The sequence below is a fragment of the Sphaerotilus sp. genome (assembly GCF_031429695.1).
In the GTDB taxonomy this organism is placed as follows: Bacteria; Pseudomonadota; Gammaproteobacteria; order Burkholderiales; family Burkholderiaceae_C; genus Sphaerotilus.
This window is the reverse complement of record NZ_JANPAB010000108.1, coordinates 66,367-87,489: the sequence shown is the minus strand read 5'-3', so window position 1 is coordinate 87,489 and position 21,123 is coordinate 66,367. Positions and strand designations below refer to the sequence as shown.

Genomic DNA, 21,123 nt, shown 5'->3' with positions numbered 1-21,123 from the left:
GGTCGGTGGGCTGGACGCCGGTGGGGCCCTTGACGGTCCAGGTGGCGGTGCGCTTGGCGCGGTCGATCTCGATCACGACGTTCGGGTAGCGCAGGGCGTCTGCTTCGATCACGCAGGCCACCGCTGGCAGCATGACACCCTTGCCATCGGCCGGCCGGTCACTCATGGCGGCCAATTCGAGCGCCCGCTCACGAACTTTTTGAGCAAAGACCTGCGGCTTGGCGATATCGTCCACCAGGCGCCAGTCCTTGGCCTTCTGGCCGCGCACACCCTCGACGCTGGTGCAGAACAGGTCTGCCAGATCGTGGCGCACATGTTTTTTGTCGGTGACCCGCGTCAAGCCGCCGGTACCGGGCAAGACACCCAGCAACGGGACTTCGGGCAGGCTTACCGCGCTAGAGCGGTCATCCACCAGGATGATTTCATCACAAGCCAACGCCAGTTCATAACCACCACCGGCACAGGCTCCATTGACGGCGGCAAGAAACTTCAGACCGCTGTACCTGGAAGAGTCTTCCAGGCCGTTACGAGTCTCGTTGGTGAATTTGCAAAAGTTGACCTTCCAGGAATGGCTGCTGACCCCAAGCATGAAGATGTTGGCCCCCGAGCAGAACACCTTCTCCTTGGCACTGGTCACCACCACCGTGCGCACCTCCGGGTGCTCAAAGCGAATGCGGTTAATTGCATCGTTCAGTTCAATATCGACGCCAAGATCGTAGCTGTTGAGCTTGAGCTTGTAGCCAGGTCGCAAGCCTGCACTTTCATCAAAGTCGGCCGTGAGCGTGGCAACAGGACCGTCAAACTTCAGTGCCCAGTGTTTGTAGCGACCGGGGTTGGTTTGATAGTCAACGCGAGTGTCATTGTTCACATCATCTCCTCAAAATAAGCAACATAGTGCATAAACAAGAATTCATATACGAATAATAATGCCTATATTAAAATGAAGTCAAGCACTTTTATGCATGTTTTTTTATTTTTTCATCCACCGGGAGTTCAAGGGCATTGCGAACCAACTCGCGCAGCGCAGCAGAAGTCGGCAACAGGGGTTGCGCGCTGGTGTTCACGGTGAACTCCGCCTTGGAATAAAAAGGTGCCCGACCGGCAAGGATGTCTTTCAGGTCTTCCATCGCCTCCTTACTTTTGGCCATGGGACGGAGGTCTCCCTGCTTCATCACCCGCCCCATGTGGTCCTCGGGCGTGGCCTGCAGCCAGACCGTCGTGCAATGGCTCAATAGAAGGTTAAACGTTGCCGGGTCAGACACCAGGCCGCCCGGCGTGGCAATCACCGCCTCCGGATAGATCTGGATGGTCTCCTCCAGTGCGCGCCGCTCGTAGCGGCGGTAGGCGTTCATGCCGTAGAGCGCCTGGATCTCCGAGACGCTGCAGCCCGCGAATTTTTCAATTTCCCGGCTCAGTTCAACAAACGGGAAACCCAGGTCGTCGGCCAACAGCTGCCCCAGCGAGGACTTGCCGGCGCCGCGCAGCCCAATCAATGCAACACGAGAACTGCGTATGACATTGCCACCACCGGTTCCCAGCATTTCCCCTATCACTATGCGCACACGCTTGAGCGTCGCGTCATCACACTGCTCGAGAAGTTCACGGATCATCAACCACTCGGGGGATGTGGTGGTGCGGTCGCCAATAATCTCGGCTAAGGAACACTCAAGCGCACCGGCCACCTGCAACAGGACCAGTATCGAGGCATTGCCAAGGCCATATTCCAGGTTGGCCAGGTGGCGCTCGGACACATCGGCGGCGATGGCAACCGCCTTGCGCGTGAGCCCGCGGCGCGCGCGCAAGGCCGCCACCCGCTGCCCTAGCGCGACCAGAAATGGGTTTTTACCTGCCGCCGTCAAACCATCTATCAGCCCGGCCTCAGTCTTTACTGGTTCAAAGTCAGCGGCCACTTCGCTAAGTGTTAACCCTGATTTATGCAATATATTGCTTGACATGGGATTTTCGAAGATTTATTGTTCGTTCTGCACAATAATTCATATTACACCTGAACGCGGCACACTAGCAAGCACGGAGATGGACATGTCACCCACGCACTTTAAAGAAAATATCGCAGAACTTACGGTTCAGCTGGCTAGGCGCCCCCTCGATGCCAACCTGCAAGCCTGGCTGAATGCCGAACACGGCCCCGGAAGTATCACCTATGACCGCCTGAAACAGGCCTGCAAAACCGGGGTCGCAGCGGGCTGGCTGTGTGATCGCGAAGGCGGCGGCATCCGCTACGGCCGCATCTTCAAACCCTCCGATGAGCTTCACGGTTTCTCGGTCGACGTGGTCGACATGAAAGACATCGCCGGGCCGCACCACAGCCACCCGAATGGCGAGATCGACCTGATCATGCCGATCGAAGCTGACGCGCAATTTGATGACCATCCGGCAGGATGGCTGGTCTGCCCTCCGGGCAGCGCCCATCGCCCCACCGTGTCCAACGGCCGCGCCCTCGTGCTTTACCTGCTGCGCGAAGGCCGCATTGAATTCACCCGCTGATATGGCCCCCACGCTTGCCACTTCGTGTGCTGCGCTGCCCCCCGAGGGGGCTGTGCCGCCTTGGGAGCGGCCCGGCGGCGTCACGATTACTCCTCACAAAAGAATTGCATGACTGAACTGATTTCCAACTTTCTCGGTGGTCGCTGGCAGGCCGGCAACGGCGCCGGCATTCCCCTGTTCGACCCGACCCTCGGCACCGAACTGGTCCGCGTGGACGCCACCGGTCTGGATCTGCCAGGCGGCTTCGAGCACGCCCGCCGCGTCGGTGGAACCGCTCTGCGTGCCCTGACCTACCGCGAACGCGCCGGGCTGCTCGGCGCCATCGTCAAGGTGCTGCAGGCCAACCGCGACGCCTATTACGAGATCGCCACGGCCAACAGCGGCACGGTGAAAAACGACTCGGCCGTGGACATCGACGGCGCGATCTACACGCTCGGCACCTACGCCAAGCTCGGCGACGCGCTGGGCGATCGGCGCACGCTGCTGGACGGCGAGGCGGCGGCGCTGGCCAAGGGCGGCGCGTTCGGCAGCCAGCATGTGCAGGTGCCGGTGCAGGGGCTGGCGCTGTTCATCAATGCGTTCAACTTCCCGTCGTGGGGCCTGTGGGAGAAGGCGGCGCCCGCGCTGTTGTCCGGCGTGCCGGTCGTGGTGAAACCGGGCACGTCCACCGCGTGGCTGACGCAGCGCATGGTGCGTGACGTGGTCGAGGCGGGGGTGTTGCCCGCGGGTGCGCTGAACATCGTCTGCGGCAGTTCGGCCGGGCTGCTCGACGCACTGCGGCCGTTCGACGTGCTGTCGTTCACCGGCTCGGCGGACACGGCGGCGCTGCTGCGGCGGCACCCGGCCGTGGCGGAACGCTCGGTGCGCGTGAACATCGAGGCCGACAGCGTGAACTCGGCGGTGCTGATGCCGGGCGCGGCGCCGGGCAGCGCGGCGTTCGACCTGCTGGTCAAGGAAGTCGCCCGCGAGATGACGGTCAAGTCGGGCCAGAAATGCACCGCCATCCGCCGCGTCTTCGTCCCCGAAGCGCTCTATGACGCCGCGGCCGAAGCGATCGGCGCCCGGCTGGCGAAGACCACGGTGGGCAACCCGCGCAACGAGTCGGTGCGCATGGGTTCGCTCGTCAGCCGCGCCCAGCTTCGCAGCGTGCAAGACGGAATCGCCGCGCTGCAGCAGCACGCGCAGACCCTGTTCGACGGCCGCAGCGCCGCGCTGATCGACGCTGATCCGGCGGTCGCCGCCTGCATCGCCCCGATGCTGCTCGGCACGCGAGACGCCGACGGGACGGCCGTCATCCACACCACCGAAGTCTTCGGTCCGGTCGCCACGCTGCTGCCCTACAGAGACGCCGCCCATGCCCGGCAGCTCGTGGCCCGCGGAGAAGGCTCGCTCGTCTGCTCGCTGTACGGCGAGGACGGCGCCGACTCTGCCGCCGCGCTGGCCGACACCGCACTTGACCTCACCGCCAGCCACGGCCGTGTCCACGTCATCACCCCGGAAGTCGGCGCACTGCAGAGCGGCCACGGCAACGTGATGCCGCAGTCGCTGCACGGTGGCCCCGGTCGGGCGGGCGGCGGCGAGGAACTCGGCGGGCTGCGGGCGCTGAATTTCTACCATCGGCGTGCAGCCGTGCAAGGCAGCGCGGCCGTGCTGGGCAGCGTGCAAGCGGCGCGCTGATCGCCTGGCCCACAATGGGCGGCTTGTTCAGAGGAGCCTTTCGATGACTTTCTGCCCACGCCCCACGCCCCACCTGATCGCCCTCGCGCTGCTGTCTGGCGCTGCCACCCTGCCTGCGCAAGCGGCGAGCACGGCGGCTTCGTCCGCTTCCGACAGCGCATCGAGCGCCGCCAGCAGCGCGTCCAACTCGATTGGCAAGTCCAGCAACAGCTCCTCGCCCGGCAACGACGTGGCCGACGGCGATTACCGCGTGATCGACATGGCCGACGCGACTGACCGACCGGGCGTGGTGCGCCTGACGCTGCAAGGCGTGGTGGGCGCGGCGACCGTGGGCAAGCCCGAGTTCGAGCTGTACTTGCCCAGGGCCACGCTGGAACAAGCCCAGCTCGCCACCGGCCAGCAGATCCGCACCCGCCAGCGCCCCTATGGCATCGAATTCGCCCGCGCCGATGCCCAGGCGCCGTTTTTCCTGGCACTGCGCGACGAGTGGTACCGCGAGCTGGCTTCGCATCCCGTCACGCTGTGAGGCGTGCCGCCGCGGGGGTGTGGATCGCCCTGGCCGCTGCGGTGCCGTTGGTTGCGCGGGCCGGGTTGCCGCGCTTTTGCAACCATCCCGACCCGCTCACCGCCCCACAGCAAGCTCGGCTGCTGCAGGTCAGCGCCGTCGTCAAGGACGTGCTGGAGCGCACCGGCCAGCGCGTGGCCCTGGTCTCGCGCTCGGGGCTAGACCTTGACCGGCTCGGCCTGCGCTACTCGCACGCGGGCTACACCGTGCGGGACAGCGCGAACGGCCCGTGGTCGGTGCGGCAGTTGTATTACGCCTGCGACGCGGGCCAGCCCAAGCTCTTCGACCAGGGGCTGTCCGGCTTCCTCTTCGGCACCAACGACCCGGAGCGCGGTGCGCTGTCGCTGGTGTTCCTGCCGCCGGATGCGGCCGAGCGACTGGAACGCACCGTCCTCGACACGCGGCAGGCGCTGGCGCTGCTCGGGGCGACCTACAGCGCCAATGCCCACGCCTGGAGCCAGCGTTACCAGAACTGCAACCAGTGGGCGGTCGAGCTGTTCGCCACGGCGCAAGGCAATCTCGGCCCGAACGCCGACCGCGCCGCCGCGCAGCAGTGGCTCCAGACGCAGGGCTACACACCGGCCACTCTGGACCTCGGTTTCGCGCCGCTGCTGTGGCTCGCCACGCTCAGCCCCTGGCTGCACCACGACGACCACCCGCCCGAAGACCTGAACGCCGCGCGCTACCGGGTCAGCATGCCGGCGTCGATCGAAGCATTCGTGCAAGCCACGGTGCCGGGCGCCACGCGGATCGAGGTCTGCCACGCCGGCCAGCGGGTCGTCGTCCACCACGGCTGGACGCCCATCGCCGAGGGTTGTCACGCGGGCGACATGGACACCGTGTTCCCGCTGGACTGAGGCGCCAAACCAAGGGCGATCCCGGCTGTGCGGGCTGCGGGCGTGGGCCATCATGGGTCCAGCTTCCTGATGGTTTTCGAGGACACCGATGTTCCGCACCCTGCCCCACACCGCCACCACCACGGCCGTCGCTCTGGCCGTTGCATCGCTGCTGGCGGCCTGCACCACGCTCCCCGGCGGCGCGCTGATCGGCGGTGACCGCACCGCCACCATCCGCACCACCGACCACGGTGTCCCCCACATCACCGCCTCCGACCCCGAATCCCTCGCCTACGGCACCGCCTACGCCCACGCCCGCGACAACGTCTGCCAGACCGCCAACCAGCTTGTCACGGTGCGCGGTCAGCGTGCGCGCTTCTTCGGCGGCGACAAGGCCAGCGGGCTGCTGGGCCGGCGCGTCCTGCCGAATGAACAGATCGACTTCTTCATTGCCGCGCACATGGACGACGCCGCGCTCGCCCGCGTTTCGGCGGCGATGAGTGCCGAGGCGCGCGCGCTGGAAGCCGGCTACGTCGCTGGTTACAACCGCTACCTGAGCGACCGGTCCGGCGATCTTCCGGCCGCCTGCAAGGGCCAGCCGTGGGTGCAGCCGATGACGCTGGCCGAGTTCCGCCGCCTCAACGAGCTGACCACCGTGCAGGCCGGCATTGCCGCATTGGCCGACGGCGCGCTTGCCGCCCAGCCCCCCAAGCCAGCCGCTACCACGTCGGCACTACCCTCACCAGTGATCGACCTCGCCGATGCCGCCGAGGCGATGCGCGAAGCCGGCGTGATCGAGCCGCGCATGGGCTCGAACGCCTGGGCCTTCGGTGCGGACACCACCGCCAACGGCAGCGGCGTGCTGCTGGGCAATCCGCATTTCCCGTGGGCGGGTGTGAACCGCTTCTGGCAGATGCACCTGACCCTCACCGGCCCCGGCGGCTTCGACGTGATGGGCGCCAGTGTTGGCCACAGCCCGGTGGTGCAGGTCGGGTTCAACCGGGACGTGGCGTGGTCGCACACAGTGTCCAGCGGCAAGCGTTTCACGCTGCACGAGCTGGCGCTGCAGCCGGGTGATCCAACCACCTACCTGATCGACGGTCAGCCCGAGAAGATGCAGGCCCGCACCTTGAAGATCCAGGTGCGCCAGCCCGACGGCACGCTCGCCGACAAATCGCACACTTGGTGGAGCACGCGCTGGGGGCCGGTCGTCGTGGTGCCGCGGGCGGGGTTGAACTGGACGACGGCCAAAGCCTATGCGCTGAAGGACGCCAACACGCTCAACGCCCGTGCCGTCGAAACCTGGCTGGGCTTCGGTCGCGCCACCAAGGTGGAGGACTTGACGCAGGCGATGCGCAACCTCGGCCTGCCCTGGGTCAACACCATCGCCGCCGACCGCCACGGCCAGGCCCTGTACGCCGACCTGAGCGTCGTGCCTGACGTGGATGCCTCCCTGCTGCAACGCTGCGCGCCGAGTCCGCAAGCGGCTGCCCTGCGCGGCCCGGCCGGCTTGTTCGTGCTCGATGGCAGCCGCAGCGCCTGTGGCTGGAACCTGGATGTCGCCTCACCCGTGCCGGGGCTGATCCCCCGCGAGCGGATGCCGGTGGCCGTGCGCCGCGACTGGGTGCAGAACAGCAACGACAGCTTCGTCTACACGCACCCGGCGCAGCGCTTCGACGGCATCTCGCCGCTGGTCGGTGATGCGCAGGTCTCGCGGCCCCGTACCCGCGCCAGCCTGACCGAGATCCCCGCGATGCTCGCCAATGGCAAGGTCACGCCCACGGGCCTGCAGGCCCGGCTGTTCGGCGACCGCAACTACATCGCGGGCATCGTCATGCCCGACCTGCTGGCCGCCTGCGCGTTGACGCTACCGACGGACGCCGCCGCCCGCGACGGCTGCACGGCGCTGCGAGGCTGGAGCCGCACCAACGAAGGCGACGCCCGCGGTGCCCACCTCTTCCGCGAGTTCTGGCGCACGGCGCGGGCGATCCCGAATGTCTGGCGCGTGCTGTTCAATCCCGCGCAGCCGATCGACACGCCGATGGGCCTGAAGATGGAAGACACGGCCACGGCGGCCAAGGTCTGGACCGCGCTGACCGACGCGGTCACGCTGGTGCGCAAGGCCGGTTTTGCGCTGGACGCGCCGCTGAACACCGTGCAGCACGCGGCGACCAGCACCGAGCGCATCGGTCTGCACGGCGGCGACGAGTTCGAGGGCGTGCTCAACAACATGGGCAACGTCGCCGGCGTGCCGATCAACGCGCAGGGCCTGCCGATCGACTACGGCACCAGCTACGTGCAGACCGTCGCCTTCGACGCCCGTGGCCCGGTGGCGCAGGCCCTCCTCACCTACGGCCAGAGCACCGACCCCGCTTCGCCGCACTCGAACGACCAGACGCGCCTGTTCGCGGCCAAACGCTGGCCCGTGCTGCCGTTCCACGCCGACGATGTGGCACGCGCCCAGGTCGGTGAAACCCTGAAGCTGACCCGGCAATGACCCACGACACCGCACATCCCGAGACGCACCGTACCGCCCACCGCATCTGCCCGCTGTGCGAAGCCTGCTGCGGCCTCGTGCTCGACATTGCCCGTGACGCGCAGGGGATCGAGCACGTCGCCACCGTTCGCGGAGACGACGCCGACCCATTCAGCCGCGGCTACATCTGTCCGAAGGCCATCGCGCTCAAAGATCTGCACGACGACCCGGATCGCCTGCGCCAGCCGCTGATCCGCCGCGGCGGGCAGCATGTGCCGGCCACATGGGACGAAGCGTTTGCGGAGATCGCCCGCGGGCTGGGCGACGTGCAGTCCCGCCATGGCAAGGGCGCGGTTGGCGTCACGCTGGGCAATCCGATCGTCCACAAGCTCGGGCTGACGCTGGCGGTACCGACGCTGGTGAAGGCGCTCGGCACGCGGCATGTGTACTCGGCTTCGTCGCTCGACCAGATCCCGCGGCAACTCGCCTGCGGGCTGCTGTACGGCCACTGGCTGAGCGTGCCGGTGCCCGACATCGACCGCACGGACTGGCTGTTGGTGATCGGCGCCAACCCGGTGGCGAGCAACGGGAGCATGTGGACGGTGCCGGATTTTCGCGGCCGGGCCAAAGCGCTGAGGCAGCGTGGCGGCCGGCTGATCGTGATCGATCCGAGGCGCACGGAAACCGCCCGCATCGCTGACGAGTACCAGCCGATCCGGCCCGGCGGGGATGTCTTCCTGCTGGCCGCGATGGCGCACACGCTGTTCGAGGAGGGGCTGGTGCGGCTCGGCGCGGCGTCGGCGGTGGTGAGCGCAGTGGATGTCGAAGCGGTTCGCGCTGCGGTGGCGCCGTTCACGCCGGACGCGGTGGCCGGGCGTTGCGCAGTCCCGGCCAACACGATCCGTCGCCTGGCCCGCGAACTGGCCGCCGCGCCGCGGGCCGCCGTCTATGGCCGCATCGGCACCAATGGGCAGACCTTCGGCACCTTGTCGGCGTGGCTGATCGACGTGCTCAACGTGCTGACCGGCCGGCTGGATGCGGAGGGCGGCGTGATGTTCCCGAAGGCTGCGGCACTGGCGGCGAACACGATGGGCCAGCCGGGCATCGGGCGCGGCGTCGGCACGGGTCGGCACCACAGTCGGGTGAGCGGCGCGCCCGAGGTCATGGGCGAATGGCCAATCACCTGTCTGGCCGAGGAAATCGAGACGCCTGCCACCTCGTCCGAGCAGCCGGCGGTGAAGGCGCTGGTCACGGTCGCGTCCAACCCCGTCTTGTCGGCGCCGGGCAGCCCGCGGCTCGCGGCGGCGCTGGACACGCTCGATTTCATGGTCAGCGTGGACATCTACCTGAACGAGACGACGCGCCACGCCGACGTGATCCTGCCCGGTCGTTCGCCACTGGAGGATGGGCATTTCGATGTCGCCTTCGGGCAGTTGTCGATGCGCAACCATGCGCGCTACAGCCCGCCGGTCGGGCTGGAGGCGTCCGGGCAGCCGGCGGAGTGGGAGATCCTGCTGCGCCTGAGCGAGATCGCGCAGGGGCGCGGGCCGGGTGGTGTGGTCGATGTGGCGGCGCTGGACGACCGGATCGCCCGCCAGGAGGCCGAGCGGCTGGCCGGCGACCGGGCGGATGCGGCGTTTGCCGAGGCATCGTGCTGGCGCGGACCGGAGCGGCGGCTGGATCTGGCCTTGCGCGCCGGACCGCACGGGGATGATTTCGGGCGCCGACAGAGTGGATTGCGGCTGGCGGCGCTGGTCGATGCACCGTCAGGCGTGGACCTTGGTGCGCTGGCTCCGCGCCTGCCCGAGGTGCTGCGTACGCCAAGCGGCCGGGTCGATCTGGCACCGCCGATGCTGCTGGGCGATCTGCCACGGGCGCTGGCGGCGCTGCACGAACCCGCGCCGCCGCTGGTGATCATCGGCCGGCGCGACGTGCGCTCGAACAACTCGTGGATGCACAACCTGCCGACGCTGGCCAAGGGGCCATTCCGCGGTGCGATGCAGATGCACCCGGCCGATGCGCAACGGCTCGGGCTGGTGGACGGCGCTTCGGCCCGGGTTCGGCTGGCGGACGATGCCGGGCGCCCAGATCGCCATATCACCGTGCAGATCCACGTTGATGACAGCGTGATGCCGGGTGTTGTCTGCCTGCCGCATGGCTGGGGGCACGACCTGCCGGGGGCGCGGCTGGGCGTGGCGGCCGAGCGGCCGGGGGCGAACCTGAACGCGGTGCTGGACGAGCGGCTGCGGGATCCGCTGTCGGGGAACGCGGTGCTGTCGGGAGTGGCGGTCGTGGTGGAGGCGCTTGGGCGATAGGACTATGGGCTACAGCTCCGTGCGAATGCGCCACAGCTCCGGAAACAGCACCACGTCGAGCATCTTGCGCAGGTAGCTCACCCCGCCGGTGCCGCCCGTGCCGCGCTTGAAGCCGATCACGCGCTCCACCGTCGTCACATGCCGGAAGCGCCACAGGCGGAAAGCGTCCTCCAGATCGACCAGCTTCTCGCCGAGCTGGTACAGATCCCAGTGGTGCTTCGGGTCGCGGTAGACGACGAGCCACGCCTGATGCACCGCATCGCTGGCCTCGTGCGGCAGCGTCCAGTCGCGCTCCAGCCGGTCGGCCGGCAGATCGATCCCGCTGCGCGCCATCAGCCGCAGTGTCTCGTCGTACACCGACGGCGCCCGCCACGCGGCGTCCACCTCCGCCAGCCGCGCCGGGTGGTGCGCGTGCGGCTTGAGCATCGCGGCGTTCTTGTTGCCGAGCGCGAACTCGATGCAGCGGTACTGCGCGCTCTGGAAGCCGCTGGAGTTCGACAGGTAGGGCCGGATCGCCGTGTACTCGGGCGGCGTCATCGTGGACAGCACGGTCCAGGCGCTGACGAGCTGTTCCATGATCCGGCTGACGCGGCTGAGCTGCTTGAACGCGCTGTGCAGGTCGTCGCCGGCCACGCCGCGGATGGCGGCCCGCAGCTCGTGCAGCATCAGCTTCATCCACAGCTCGCTGGTCTGGTGCTGGACGATGAACAGCAGCTCGTCGTGCGCGGGCGAGAGCGGATGCTGCGCGCTCAGGATCTGGTCGAGGTGCAGGTAGTCGCCGTAACTCATGTCGCGACTGAAATCGAGCTGCGCGCCTTCCTCGGCGACGATGCGTTCGGTGTTGCCTGGATTGCTCATGTCACGGCTGCCCGCTGGTTGAATCGTTCTTCCCGCCATTCACCGGTCTGCAGCACCTGCACCAGATGCTCCACCGCATCCCACACATCGACGAACCGCAGGTACAGCGGCGTGAACCCGAAGCGCAGGATGCCCGGCGCCCGGTAGTCGCCGATGACACCGCGGGCAATCAGCGCCTGCACGATGGGGTAAGCGCCCTCCTCGCGGTACAGGCTGACCTGGCTGCCGCGTTGCGCAGTGTCGGTCGGCGTGTGCAGCGTCAGGCCGTGGCCGGCGCAGCGTTGCGCCACCAGCGCGCCGAACAGGTCGGTCAGCGCGAGCGACTTGCCACGCACCGCCGCCATGCCGCCGTGCGCCTCGGCCGCGAGCACGGTGTCCACGCCGCACTCCAGCGCCGCCAGCGCGATCGCCGACGGCGTGCCGCACAGGAAACCGGTCACGCCTGCCGCCGGCCGGTAGCCGGGCGTGAACTCGAACGGCGCCGCGTGGCCCATCCAGCCGGACAGCGGCTGCCACGGGGCTTGTGCCAGATGCCGTGGATGCACCCAGAGGAACGCGGGCGAGCCGGGACCACCGTTGAGGTACTTGTAGCCGCAGCCGACCGCGAAATCGGCGTCGCAGCCGTTCAGGTCCACCGGCACCGCGCCCGCCGAATGCGCCAGATCCCACACCATCAGCGCACCTGCCGCGTGCGCAGCGGCGGTGACCTCGGCCATCGGGTGCATGCGGCCGGTGCGGTAGTGGACGTGCGTGAGCATCAGCACGGCGAGTTCGTCACCCGCCGCGCCGGTGAGCTGCGCGGCGATCTCGTCGAACTCGACCAGCCGCAACGTGAACCCGTGCTGGCGGGCCAGGCTCTCGGCGATGTAGAGATCGGTCGGGAAGTTGTTGCGCTCGGAGACGATGACCCGGCGCCGTCCATCCAGATCACGCGCCCGCACGCTGGCCAGCGCCACGCTCAGCACCTTGTAGAGGTTCACCGAGGTCGAGTCCGCCGCGACCACCTCGCCCGGCGCGGCGCCGATCAGCCGGGCGATCTTGTCGCCGACGCGCTGCGGGTAGTCGAGCCAGCCGGCGGTGTTCCAGCTCCGGATCAGGTCGCGGCCCCATTCGTGGCGGATCACGTCCTGCACGCGGCTCGCCGTCGCCCTCGGGAGCACGCCCAGCGAGTTGCCGTCCAGGTAGATGACGCCGGGCGGCAGGTCGAACTGCTCCCGCAGCGGCGCGAGCGCGTCATCGGCGTCCAGCGCGGCGCAGGTGTCGCGGGTGATGGGGGTCGGTATCAAGGTCATGGCGGAAAGTTCAACCCGGTTCAAGCGAGAACATCGGCCACCCAGCGGGCGAGGCCGCCGTCCGGCGTCTCGAAGCCGTGGATGGCGCTGAAATGGTGGGCATCCGGCACGGGCACCAGCTCGGACCTGTTGCCTGCCGCCTGCCAGGCGTCATGGAACACCTCCGACTGGCGCGCGAACTCGGTCGTCTCGGCTCCTCCCCAGGTGATGCGGATCGGCGTCGCGCAGGGCCGCACGCTGAACGCGGGCGAGTTGCGCCGGATCACGCCGTCGTCGAGCTGGATCTGCGGCTGCAGGTAGCTGTAGCGCAGCGGTGCGAGGTCGTACAGCCCGCTGACCAGCACCGCCGCCTTGAACGGATCGGCCGGCAGCCCGTAGTCCTCGGCCCAGCGGGTCTGCAGGGCCATCGCCGTCAGGTGCCCGCCCGCCGAATGGCCGCCGATCGCCACCCGCGTCGGGTCGCCGCCGTGTTCGTGGATATGGCGCAGCACCCAGGCCAGCGCGGCGCGGGTCTGCCGCGTGATCTCGTCGATCGTCACCCGCGGACACAGCGCGTAGTTGATCACCACCGTCGTGACGCCCCGCGGCTGCAATCCGAGCGCCACGCCGCTGAAATCCTTCGACGACAGCGCCCGCCAGTAGCCGCCGTGGAGGAAGACAAACACCGGCGCGTCGGGCTGGTCAGCCGGAAAGATGTCGAGCGTCTCGGCAAGCGTCGGACCGAAGCGCACGTCCAGCACGTCGCACAGCGTGGCGCGTGCCCGCTGCGCCCGCTCGACGTAGTGGCGCATCTCGGCTGCGGGATCGGCAACGCGCAGCGAGGCGTTGTACTGCGCGTCGATCTGCGCCTGGTCGATGAAATCGCGGTAAAGCGGGGACATGGCGGCTCCGGTCAGCTCGGTTCAGTCAGGCACGACGGCGGTCACTTCGATCTCGACCTTCGCCCGGTCCTCGACCAGCGCGCTGACCTCGACCGCCGTCATCACCGCGTTGTAGCAGCCGATCAGCTCGCGGAAGGCCCGGCCGATCTCGGGATAGGCGGCGACGTAGGCGGCCTTGTCGGTGACGTACCACGTCATGCGCACGATGTGTTCCGGTCTGGCGTCGCCCGCCGCGAGCACGTCCACGATGTTCTGCAGCGCCTGGCGCACCTGGCCGGCCAGGTCGTCGGTGTGGAACACGCCCTGCGCGTCCCAGCCGATCATGCCGGCGACGAAGACCATGCGCCCTCGGGCACTGACGCCGTTGGCATAACCACGCGGCCTGGGCCAGCCGGGAGGAAGCAGCACGTTCATGTCGGGTTCTCCTCGTGCAGTCGGAAACGCTGCAGTTTGCCTGTTCCGGTGCGCGGCAGCTCGGTGACGAACTGGATGGCGCGCGGGTACTTGTAGGGCGCGATGGTCTGCTTGACGAAGTCCTGCAGCGCCTTGACCAAGGCGTCATCCGGCGTGACCCCGGCGCGCAGCACGACGAACGCCTTGACGACCTGCCCGCGCTCGGCATCCGGCACGCCGATCACGCCGCACTCGGCCACGTCGGGATGGGCCAGCAGCGCGCCTTCCACCTCGGGCGCGGCGATGTTGTAGCCGGCCGAGATGATCATGTCGTCGGTGCGCGCCTGGTAGAAGAAGTAGCCGTCGGCGTCCATCCAGTAGGCGTCGCCGGTCAGGTTCCAGCCGTCCTGCACGTAGTTCGCCTGGCGGGCGTCGTCGAGGTAGCGGCAGCCGGTCGGGCCTTTCACCGCGAGTCGGCCCACCGTCCCCGGCGGCACGGGCCGGCCGCTCGCGTCGAGCACGCAGGCGCGGTAGCCCGGCACCACCGTCCCCGTCGCACCGGGCCGGGCGTGGGCCTCGTCGGCGGAGATGAAGATGTGCAGCATCTCGGTCGCGCCGATGCCGTCGATCAGCTCGATGCCGGTCGTCTCGCGCCACTGCGTGCGCGTGGCGGCCGGCAGCGCCTCGCCCGCCGAAACGCAGCGCCTCAGCGCCGACTTGCGCAGCCGCTGGCCGTGGGTGGCGAGCGTGCGGTACGAGGTGGGCGCGGTGATGAGGATGGTGGCGCCGTGGTCCTCGATGCCCTGGACCAGGTGCTCGGGCGAGGCGCGTTCTAGCAGCACCGTGGACGCCCCCACCGACATCGGGAACAGCAGCAGCCCGCCCAGCCCGAACGTGAACGCCAGCGGCGGGCTGCCGATGAACACGTCGTCCGGCTGCGGGCGCAGCACATGCTTCGGCCAGCACGCACACGCCGCCATCACGTCGCGGTGGAAATGCATCGTCGCCTTGGGCACGCCGGTGGTGCCCGAGGTGAAGGCGAGCAGGCAGGTGTCGTCGGCCGCCGTGTCCACGTTGTCGAAGCGGTCGCTGTGGTGCGCCATCGCGGCTTCCAGTCCCTGCGCACCGGGGTGGTTGAAAAAGCGAACCTGTTGCAGCACCGGGGCCTGGCGCTGTGCCGCCCGCACCTCGCCCGCCAGGCACAGATCGCACAGCGCGTGGCTGATCCGTCCTTTCTCGACGATCGCCGTCAGCTCCTTGGCGCGCAGCAGCGGCATGGTCGCCACCGCGATGCCACCGGCCTTGATCACCGCGAACCAGCAGGCCGCCAGCATCGGGTTGTTCGGCGCGCTCAGCAGCACCCGGTTGCCCGGCACCAGCCCCATGTCCTGCACCAGCACATTGGCGATGCGGTTGGCGTGGGCCTGCAGGTCGGCGTAGGTCCAGCGCAGACCACCCGGCGCCCGAATGCACAGCCGATCGCCCTGCCCGTCGGCGACGCGGCGGTCCAGCAGCTCGGTGGCGCAGTTCAGCCGCGCCGGGAACTGCAGCTCGGGCAGCTCGAACAGGAACTCGGGCTGCGCGGATGCGGGCGGCAGGTGGTCGCGGGCAAAGGTGTCGAGGTGGGCGGTCATGGCAGATCCTCGTGAAGCGACAGGTCGCGACGGGTTCAGGTCGGCTCGCGCAGCAGCTCGCGGCCGATGATGAGCTGCTGGACTTCGGTGGCGCCTTCGTAGATGCGCAGCGCCCGGATCTCGCGGTAGAGCAATTCCACCGGCTGCCCGCTGACGACACCCAACCCGCCCCAGAGCTGCACGGCCGCATCGATAACCTGCTGCGCGCCCTCGGTGGCGGCGAGCTTGGCCATCGCGGCTTCCTTGGTGACCGTGCGCCCCTGGTCGCGCAGCCACGCGGCGCGGTAGGTCAGCAGCATCGCCGCGTCGAGCGTCGTCGCCATCTGCGCGAGCTTGGCCTGGGTGAGCTGGAAATCGGCCAGCACGCCCTTGAACATCTTGCGGGTGCGGGCGCGGTGCAGACCCTCGGCCAAGGCGCGTTGCCCGAAGCCGAGCGCGGCGGCGGCCACCGAGGTGCGGAACACGTCGAGCGTGCGCATCGCGATCTTGAAGCCCTCGCCGGACGCACCCAGCCGCCGCGCCACCGGGATGCGGCAGCCGCTGAAGCGCAGCCGGGCCAGCGGGTGCGGCGCGATCACGTCGATGCGCTCGGCGATCTCGAAGCCGGGCGTGTCGGCGTCCACGACGAAGGCGCTGATGCCTCGGGCGCCGGGGGCGTCACCCGTGCGGGCGAAGACGACGTACTGGTGCGCGATGCCGCCGTTGGAAATCCAGGTCTTCTCGCCGTCGAGCACGTAGTGGTTCCCGCCCTCGTCCAGCCGGGCCGCGCAGGCCATCGCCGCCACGTCCGATCCCGCGTCCGGCTCGGACAGCGCGAACGCGGCGATTGTCCGGCCGCTGGCGACACCGGGCAGGAACTGCGCCCGCTGCTCGGGCGTGCCGGCCAGGCTGATCGCGCCAGAGCCGAGTCCCTGCATCGCGAACGCGAAGTCCGCCAGCCCAGAATGCCGCGCCAGCGTCTGGCGGATCAGGCAGACCGTGCGCGTGTCGATCACGTCGCCCACCGCGTGGTGCAGCCAGCCCGCGTCGCCCAGCGCCGTGACCAGCGCCCGGCATTCGGCGTCCACATCGCGGCCGTGGGCGCCGGACAGGTGTTCCTGCGCCCAGGTGTCCAGCTCGGTCGCCAGCACACGGTGGCGCGGCTCGAAGAACGGCCAGTCCAGCAGATCGTGCATCTCAGTTCCCCTCGAACCGTGGCCGCTGCTTGGCCACGAAGGCGTGGTAGGCCCGCGAGAAGTCCTCGGTCAGCATGCAGATCGCCTGCGCCTGCGCCTCGGCCTCGATCGCCTGGTCGATCGTCATGGACCACTCCTGGTGCAGCATCGTCTTGGTGATGCCGTTGGCGAAGGTCGGCCCGGCGGCCAGGTCCGCGGCGAGCATCTGCGCGGCGTCGGCCAGTCCTTCGGGCGCCACGAGCCGGTTGAAGAATCCCCACCGCTCGGCTTCCTCCCCACCCATCGAGCGGCCGGTGTAGAGCAGCTCGCTCGCCCGCCCCTGCCCGATGATCCGGGGCAGGATCGCGCAGGCGCCCATGTCACAGCCCGCCAGCCCGACCCGGTTGAACAGGAACGCCGTCTTGCTGCGCGCCGTGCCGAGCCGCAGGTCGCTGGCCATCGCCACGATCGCCCCCGCCCCGGCGCAGACACCATCGACCGCCGCGACGATCGGCTGCGGACACGCCCGCATCGCCTTGACCAGGTCGCCGGTCATGCGCGTGAACATCAGCAGTTCGGGCGCCTTGAGCGCGATCAGCGGGCCGATGATCTCGTGGACATCGCCGCCGGAGCAGAAATTCCCCCCCGCGCCCTGGACCACCACCACCGTCACGTCCTCGGCGTGCTTCAGCCGCCCGAACAGGTCGCGCAGCTCGGCGTAGGAGTCGAAGGTCAGCGGGTTCTTGCGCTCGGGGCGGTTGAGCGTGAGGGTGCCGACGCCGGCCTGCACCTGCCAGAGGAAGTGCGTGGCGGCGTGGTCGGCCAGACGCTGACGGGTGCCGGCGAGCAAAGCGGGATCGGTCATGGCGTGGTGCTCCGAAGGGTCGAGTTCAGGTGCTGGCGCAGGTGGCCGAGCTGGTGATAGAGGGCGTCCTTGGCTTCGACCGACAAGCCGCCGAACAGCTCCGCCAGCCACTGCGCGTGCTCGGCGGCCATCGCGGCGAAGTCCTCGTGCCCCGCCGGCGTCAGCGCCACGCGGTAGGAGCGCCGGTCTTCCGGGTCGTCGCTGCGCTCGACGAGACCGTCCTTGACGAGTTGGTCGGTCAGGCCGGTGACATTGCCGCCGGTCACCATCAGGTAGCGCGACAGCACGTTCATGCGCAGCCCGTCCGGGTGGCGCTGGAGCTGCGCGAGGTAGTCGAAGCGCGCCAGCGTGGTGCCGAAGCGGGTGCGCAGGCGCTGGCGGATGTGCTGCTCGATCTCGGTGCTGCACGCCAGCAGGCGCAGCCAGACCTTCACGTCCAGGTGGTCATCGCCCTGAGCGCGGGCTTCGTGGCCCAGGTGTTCGTCGTTTGCCATGTCATGCCCTTTGCCCATCACATCACCTCCCCGCCAGAAATAGAAATCGATTGCCCCGTGACCGACCCCGCGCCTTCGCTGCACAGCCACGCCACCGCGTCGGCGACCTCCTGCGGCTGCACGAAACGCCGCTGCGGGCTGCCGCTGGCGAGTTCTGCGCGGGCCTGTGCTTCGGTGCGACCGGTCTTGGCGACGATGTTGGCCACGCTGGCCTGCAGGATGTCGGTCTCGGTGAAGCCCGGACAGACGGCGTTGACGGTCACGCCCTTGGTCGCCACCTCCAGCGCGAGCGAGCGCGTCAGGCCGATGACGCCGTGCTTGGCGGCCACGTAGGCGCTGACATAGGGATAGCCGCGCTGCCCCGCCGTGCTGGCGATGTGGACGATGCGGCCCCGGCCGGCGGCGAGCATGTCGGGCAACGCGGCCTGTGCGCACAGGAAGCTGCCCGTCAGGTTGACCGCCAGCATGCGCTGCCACAGGTCGAGCGAGGTCTTGCCGAACGGCGCGCTCTCGGCCTGTCCGGCGTTGCTGACCAGGATCGCCAGCGGGCCACGGGCGGCGCGGGCCTCGGCGAAGGCGGCGTCCACCTGCGTCGGATCGGCCACGTCCGCGACGACGATGCCGTGGACCTGCCCCGCAGCGGCGGGCAGTTCGTCCGCGAGACGCTGCAAGGCGTCGCGCTGGCGGCCGAGCAGCGTCAGCATCGCGCCTTGACCCGCGAGCGTGCGGGCGATGGCCGCGCCGATGCCCCTGGCGGCGCCGGTCACCAGCGCGTGCTGGCCGGCCAGGCTCAAGGTGGTGTTCATCAAGCGTCTCCACCACGCGGCGCGTTCAACGCAGCGGCCTGCGCGGCGAGCTGACGTTCGCGCTCCAGGTTGCGCTCCAGTTGCACCTTGCCCGCGCTGTACTGCCGTGGCCACGCGACCTCCAGGTAGCCGATCCGCGCCGCCTCCATCAGCGTCCAGGCCGGGTTCGCCAGGTGCGGCCGGGCGACGGCGCACAGGTCGGCGCGGCCGGCGGCGATGATGCTGTTGACGTGGTCCGCCTCCGAGATCGCGCCCACGGCGATGGTCGCGATGCCCGCCTCGTTGCGCACGCGGTCGGCGAACGGAGTCTGGAACATGCGGCCGTAGACCGGCTTCTCCTGCTTGCTGACCTGTCCGGACGAACAATCGATCATGTCCACGCCCGCCGCCTTGAACGCGCGGGCGATCTGCACCGCGTCGTCCGGCGTGATGCCACCCTCCACCCAGTCGTGCGCCGAGATCCGCACCGACATCGGCCGCTCGACTGGCCACACCGCCCGCATGGCGCGGAAGACCTCCAGCGGGTAGCGCAGCCGGTTCTCCAGCGTGCCCCCGTAAGCGTCCTCGCGGTGGTTCGTCAGTGGCGAGATGAACGACGACAGCAGGTAGCCGTGTGCGCAGTGCAGCTCCAGCCAGTCGAACCCGGCTTCCGCCGCCCATGCGGTCGAGCGCACGAAGTCATCGCGCACCCGGTCCATGTCCGCCCGCGTCATCGCCCGCGACCAGTCGCTCACGCCGTCCAGGTACTGCTGCGGCGACGCCGAGATCAGCGGCCAGCCGCCTTCGTCCTCGCGCACCGGCTGGTCGATGCCTTCCCACGCGACGCGGGTCGAGCCTTTCGCGCCGGCGTGGCCGAGCTGCAGGGCGATCTTCGCGTCCGACCAGGTGTGGACGTGATCGACGATGCGCTTCCAGCCGTCGCGCTGCTGCGTGTTCCACAAGCCCGGGCAACCCGCCGTGATGCGCGCATCCGGTGACACGCAGGTCATCTCGGCGAACACCAGCCCCGCGCCGCCCATCGCCCGCGCCCCGAGGTGCATCAGGTGGTAGTCGGCGGGCAGCCCGTCCACGCAGGAATACTGCGCCATCGGCGACACGACGATGCGGTTCTTCAGGGTGACCCCGCGCTGCCGGTACGGCGTGAACATCGGCGGCGGGGGCGTGAGCTGACCCGGCGGCGGCGTTACGCCCGCCTGCTCGGCAAACCACCGCTCGTAGCCGTTCAGCCAGCCCGCGTCGCGCAGGCGCAGGTTCTCGTGGCTGATGCGCTGGCTGCGGGTCAGCATCGAGTACATGAACAGCGGCGGCGGCAACTGGTCGCAGTAACGCTCGCCGCAGACCTCGAACCACTCCATCGCGTTCCACGCCGCGTTCTGCAGCCGCAGCACGTCGATGTGGCGCAGCGCCTGGTATCGGGCTAGCACGGCGGGGATCTGCGCCGGGGTGTCGCCGAGTTCCTTGAACTGCCGCGTCAGTTCGATCGCGTCCTCGATCGCCAGCTTGGTGCCCGAGCCGATCGCAAAATGCGCCGTGTGGACCGCGTCGCCCATCAGCACGACGTGGCTGCGGCCGTTGAACAGCGACCATTGTTCGCACTTGACGCGCTGGAAGTTCAGCCACGCCGAGCCGCGCAGGTGCCGCGCATTGGTCATCAGCGCCGCGCCCTGCAGGTTCTTCGCGAACACCCGCTCGCAGAACGTCACTGACTCGGCCGTGTCCATCCGGTCCAGCCCGTGCGCCCGCCAGACGTGTTCCGGGCATTCGACGATCACCGTCGAGGTGTCGGCGTCGAACTTGTAGATGTGGGCCTGGAACCAGCCGTGTTCGGTCTTCTCGAACAGGAAGGTGAAGGCGTCGTAACGCTTGTGCGTGCCGAGCCAGAGGTAGCGGTTGGGGCGCGTCACCACGTCGGGCTGGAAGACGTGGGCGTGGCGCTGGCGGATGCGCGAGTTGATGCCATCGCTGGCGATGATGAGGTCGGCGTCGGGGAATTCCTCGTCGGACACCACGTCGGTCTCGAACACCAGCTTCACGCCGAGCTGCTCGCAGCGGGCCTGCAGGATGTTGAGCAGCTTCTTGCGGCCGATGCCGACGAAGCCGTGGCCGCCGGAGCGGATGACCGCGCCCTTGAAATGCAGCTCGATGTCGTCCCAGTGGTTGAACGCCTGCCGGATCTCGGCCGCCGTCACCGGATCCCACTGGTCCATGTTGTCCATGGTCGCGTCCGAGAACACGACGCCCCAGCCGAAGGTGTCGTAGGGCCGGTTGCGCTCGACGACGGTGATGTCGTGCGTGGCGTCCTGCAGCTTCATCAGCAGGGCGAAGTACAGGCCGGCGGGGCCGCCACCGATACAGACGATCTTCATGCAACG

18 protein-coding genes are annotated in these 21,123 nt (G+C 68.8%); 6 read left to right on the top strand and 12 right to left on the bottom strand.

Annotated features, from left to right (window positions below; translation table 11 throughout):
• Together RMP06_RS20935 and RMP06_RS20930 are read right to left on the bottom strand one after the other, a co-directional pair.
• A partial coding sequence (locus RMP06_RS20935; protein ID WP_310463730.1) for an enoyl-CoA hydratase-related protein occupies nucleotides 1-868 on the bottom strand: 868 nt, incomplete at its 3' end.
• An 88-nt stretch (nucleotides 869-956) separates the two neighbouring features.
• Entirely contained in the window at nucleotides 957-1,955 is a 999-nt protein-coding gene (locus tag RMP06_RS20930; protein ID WP_310463729.1) for a helix-turn-helix transcriptional regulator, read from the bottom strand.
• Nucleotides 1,956-2,040: 85 nt separating this feature from the next.
• Between RMP06_RS20930 and RMP06_RS20925 the strand changes: the two genes are divergently transcribed.
• The 6 genes from RMP06_RS20925 to RMP06_RS20900 all read left to right on the top strand — a co-directional run bounded on the left by RMP06_RS20925 (nucleotide 2,041) and on the right by RMP06_RS20900 (nucleotide 10,374).
• The gene (locus RMP06_RS20925) at nucleotides 2,041-2,505 is read left to right on the top strand and encodes a DUF4863 family protein (RefSeq protein ID WP_310463728.1); all 465 of its coding nucleotides are present in this window, start codon (nucleotides 2,041-2,043) and stop codon (nucleotides 2,503-2,505) included.
• A 108-nt stretch (nucleotides 2,506-2,613) separates the two neighbouring features.
• A complete protein-coding gene (locus tag RMP06_RS20920) occupies nucleotides 2,614-4,182 on the top strand; it encodes a 3,4-dehydroadipyl-CoA semialdehyde dehydrogenase (protein WP_310463727.1) in 1,569 nt (522 codons plus the stop codon).
• 43 nt (nucleotides 4,183-4,225) lie between these two features.
• Nucleotides 4,226-4,708 (top strand): hypothetical protein, encoded by a 483-nt coding sequence (locus tag RMP06_RS20915; RefSeq protein WP_310463726.1) that lies wholly within the window; start codon nucleotides 4,226-4,228, stop codon nucleotides 4,706-4,708.
• Nucleotides 4,705-5,604, top strand: coding sequence for a DUF2145 domain-containing protein (locus tag RMP06_RS20910; RefSeq protein WP_310463725.1), 900 nt, complete (start codon nucleotides 4,705-4,707; stop codon nucleotides 5,602-5,604). Before RMP06_RS20915 ends, RMP06_RS20910 begins: the two co-directional genes overlap by 4 nt.
• Nucleotides 5,605-5,692: 88 nt before the next feature.
• Nucleotides 5,693-8,080 carry a penicillin acylase family protein gene (locus RMP06_RS20905; RefSeq protein ID WP_310463724.1) on the top strand — a complete coding sequence of 796 codons (2,388 nt, stop codon included), beginning with the start codon at nucleotides 5,693-5,695 and terminating at the stop codon, nucleotides 8,078-8,080.
• A complete protein-coding gene (locus tag RMP06_RS20900) occupies nucleotides 8,077-10,374 on the top strand; it encodes a molybdopterin-dependent oxidoreductase (protein ID WP_310463723.1) in 2,298 nt (765 codons plus the stop codon). The genes RMP06_RS20905 and RMP06_RS20900 overlap by 4 nt, the downstream gene beginning before the upstream one ends.
• A gap of 9 nt (nucleotides 10,375-10,383) precedes the next feature.
• Here the strand turns inward: RMP06_RS20900 and kynA are convergent, their stop codons facing one another.
• Genes kynA through RMP06_RS20850 form a run of 10 tightly spaced genes read right to left on the bottom strand, consistent with a single transcriptional unit; the run spans nucleotide 10,384 to nucleotide 21,117 of the window.
• Entirely contained in the window at nucleotides 10,384-11,232 is an 849-nt protein-coding gene (gene kynA, locus RMP06_RS20895) for a tryptophan 2,3-dioxygenase (RefSeq protein WP_310463722.1), read from the bottom strand.
• Nucleotides 11,229-12,524, bottom strand: coding sequence for a kynureninase (gene kynU, locus RMP06_RS20890; protein ID WP_310463721.1), 1,296 nt, complete (start codon nucleotides 12,522-12,524; stop codon nucleotides 11,229-11,231). Before kynU ends, kynA begins: the two co-directional genes overlap by 4 nt.
• A 20-nt stretch (nucleotides 12,525-12,544) precedes the next feature.
• Nucleotides 12,545-13,405: an alpha/beta hydrolase gene (locus tag RMP06_RS20885; RefSeq protein WP_310463720.1), complete on the bottom strand. Its 861-nt coding sequence runs from the start codon at nucleotides 13,403-13,405 to the stop codon at nucleotides 12,545-12,547.
• 21 nt (nucleotides 13,406-13,426) lie between these two features.
• Nucleotides 13,427-13,819, bottom strand: coding sequence for a RidA family protein (locus RMP06_RS20880; protein ID WP_310463719.1), 393 nt, complete (start codon nucleotides 13,817-13,819; stop codon nucleotides 13,427-13,429).
• On the bottom strand, nucleotides 13,816-15,432 hold the full coding sequence (locus tag RMP06_RS20875; RefSeq protein ID WP_310463718.1) for an AMP-binding protein: 1,617 nt from the start codon (nucleotides 15,430-15,432) through the stop codon (nucleotides 13,816-13,818). The genes RMP06_RS20880 and RMP06_RS20875 overlap by 4 nt, the downstream gene beginning before the upstream one ends.
• Before the next feature lie 35 nt (nucleotides 15,433-15,467).
• Nucleotides 15,468-16,607: an acyl-CoA dehydrogenase family protein gene (locus RMP06_RS20870; RefSeq protein ID WP_310463717.1), complete on the bottom strand. Its 1,140-nt coding sequence runs from the start codon at nucleotides 16,605-16,607 to the stop codon at nucleotides 15,468-15,470.
• A 1-nt stretch (nucleotide 16,608) separates the two neighbouring features.
• A complete protein-coding gene (locus RMP06_RS20865; RefSeq protein WP_310463716.1) occupies nucleotides 16,609-17,451 on the bottom strand; it encodes an enoyl-CoA hydratase family protein in 843 nt (280 codons plus the stop codon).
• Nucleotides 17,448-17,945, bottom strand: coding sequence for a MarR family winged helix-turn-helix transcriptional regulator (locus tag RMP06_RS20860; protein WP_310463715.1), 498 nt, complete (start codon nucleotides 17,943-17,945; stop codon nucleotides 17,448-17,450). The genes RMP06_RS20865 and RMP06_RS20860 overlap by 4 nt, the downstream gene beginning before the upstream one ends.
• A 17-nt stretch (nucleotides 17,946-17,962) precedes the next feature.
• On the bottom strand, nucleotides 17,963-18,751 hold the full coding sequence (locus RMP06_RS20855; protein WP_310463714.1) for an SDR family NAD(P)-dependent oxidoreductase: 789 nt from the start codon (nucleotides 18,749-18,751) through the stop codon (nucleotides 17,963-17,965).
• A complete protein-coding gene (locus RMP06_RS20850) occupies nucleotides 18,751-21,117 on the bottom strand; it encodes a bifunctional salicylyl-CoA 5-hydroxylase/oxidoreductase (RefSeq protein ID WP_310463713.1) in 2,367 nt (788 codons plus the stop codon). Before RMP06_RS20850 ends, RMP06_RS20855 begins: the two co-directional genes overlap by 1 nt.
• Between the last annotated feature and the right edge of the window lie 6 nt (nucleotides 21,118-21,123).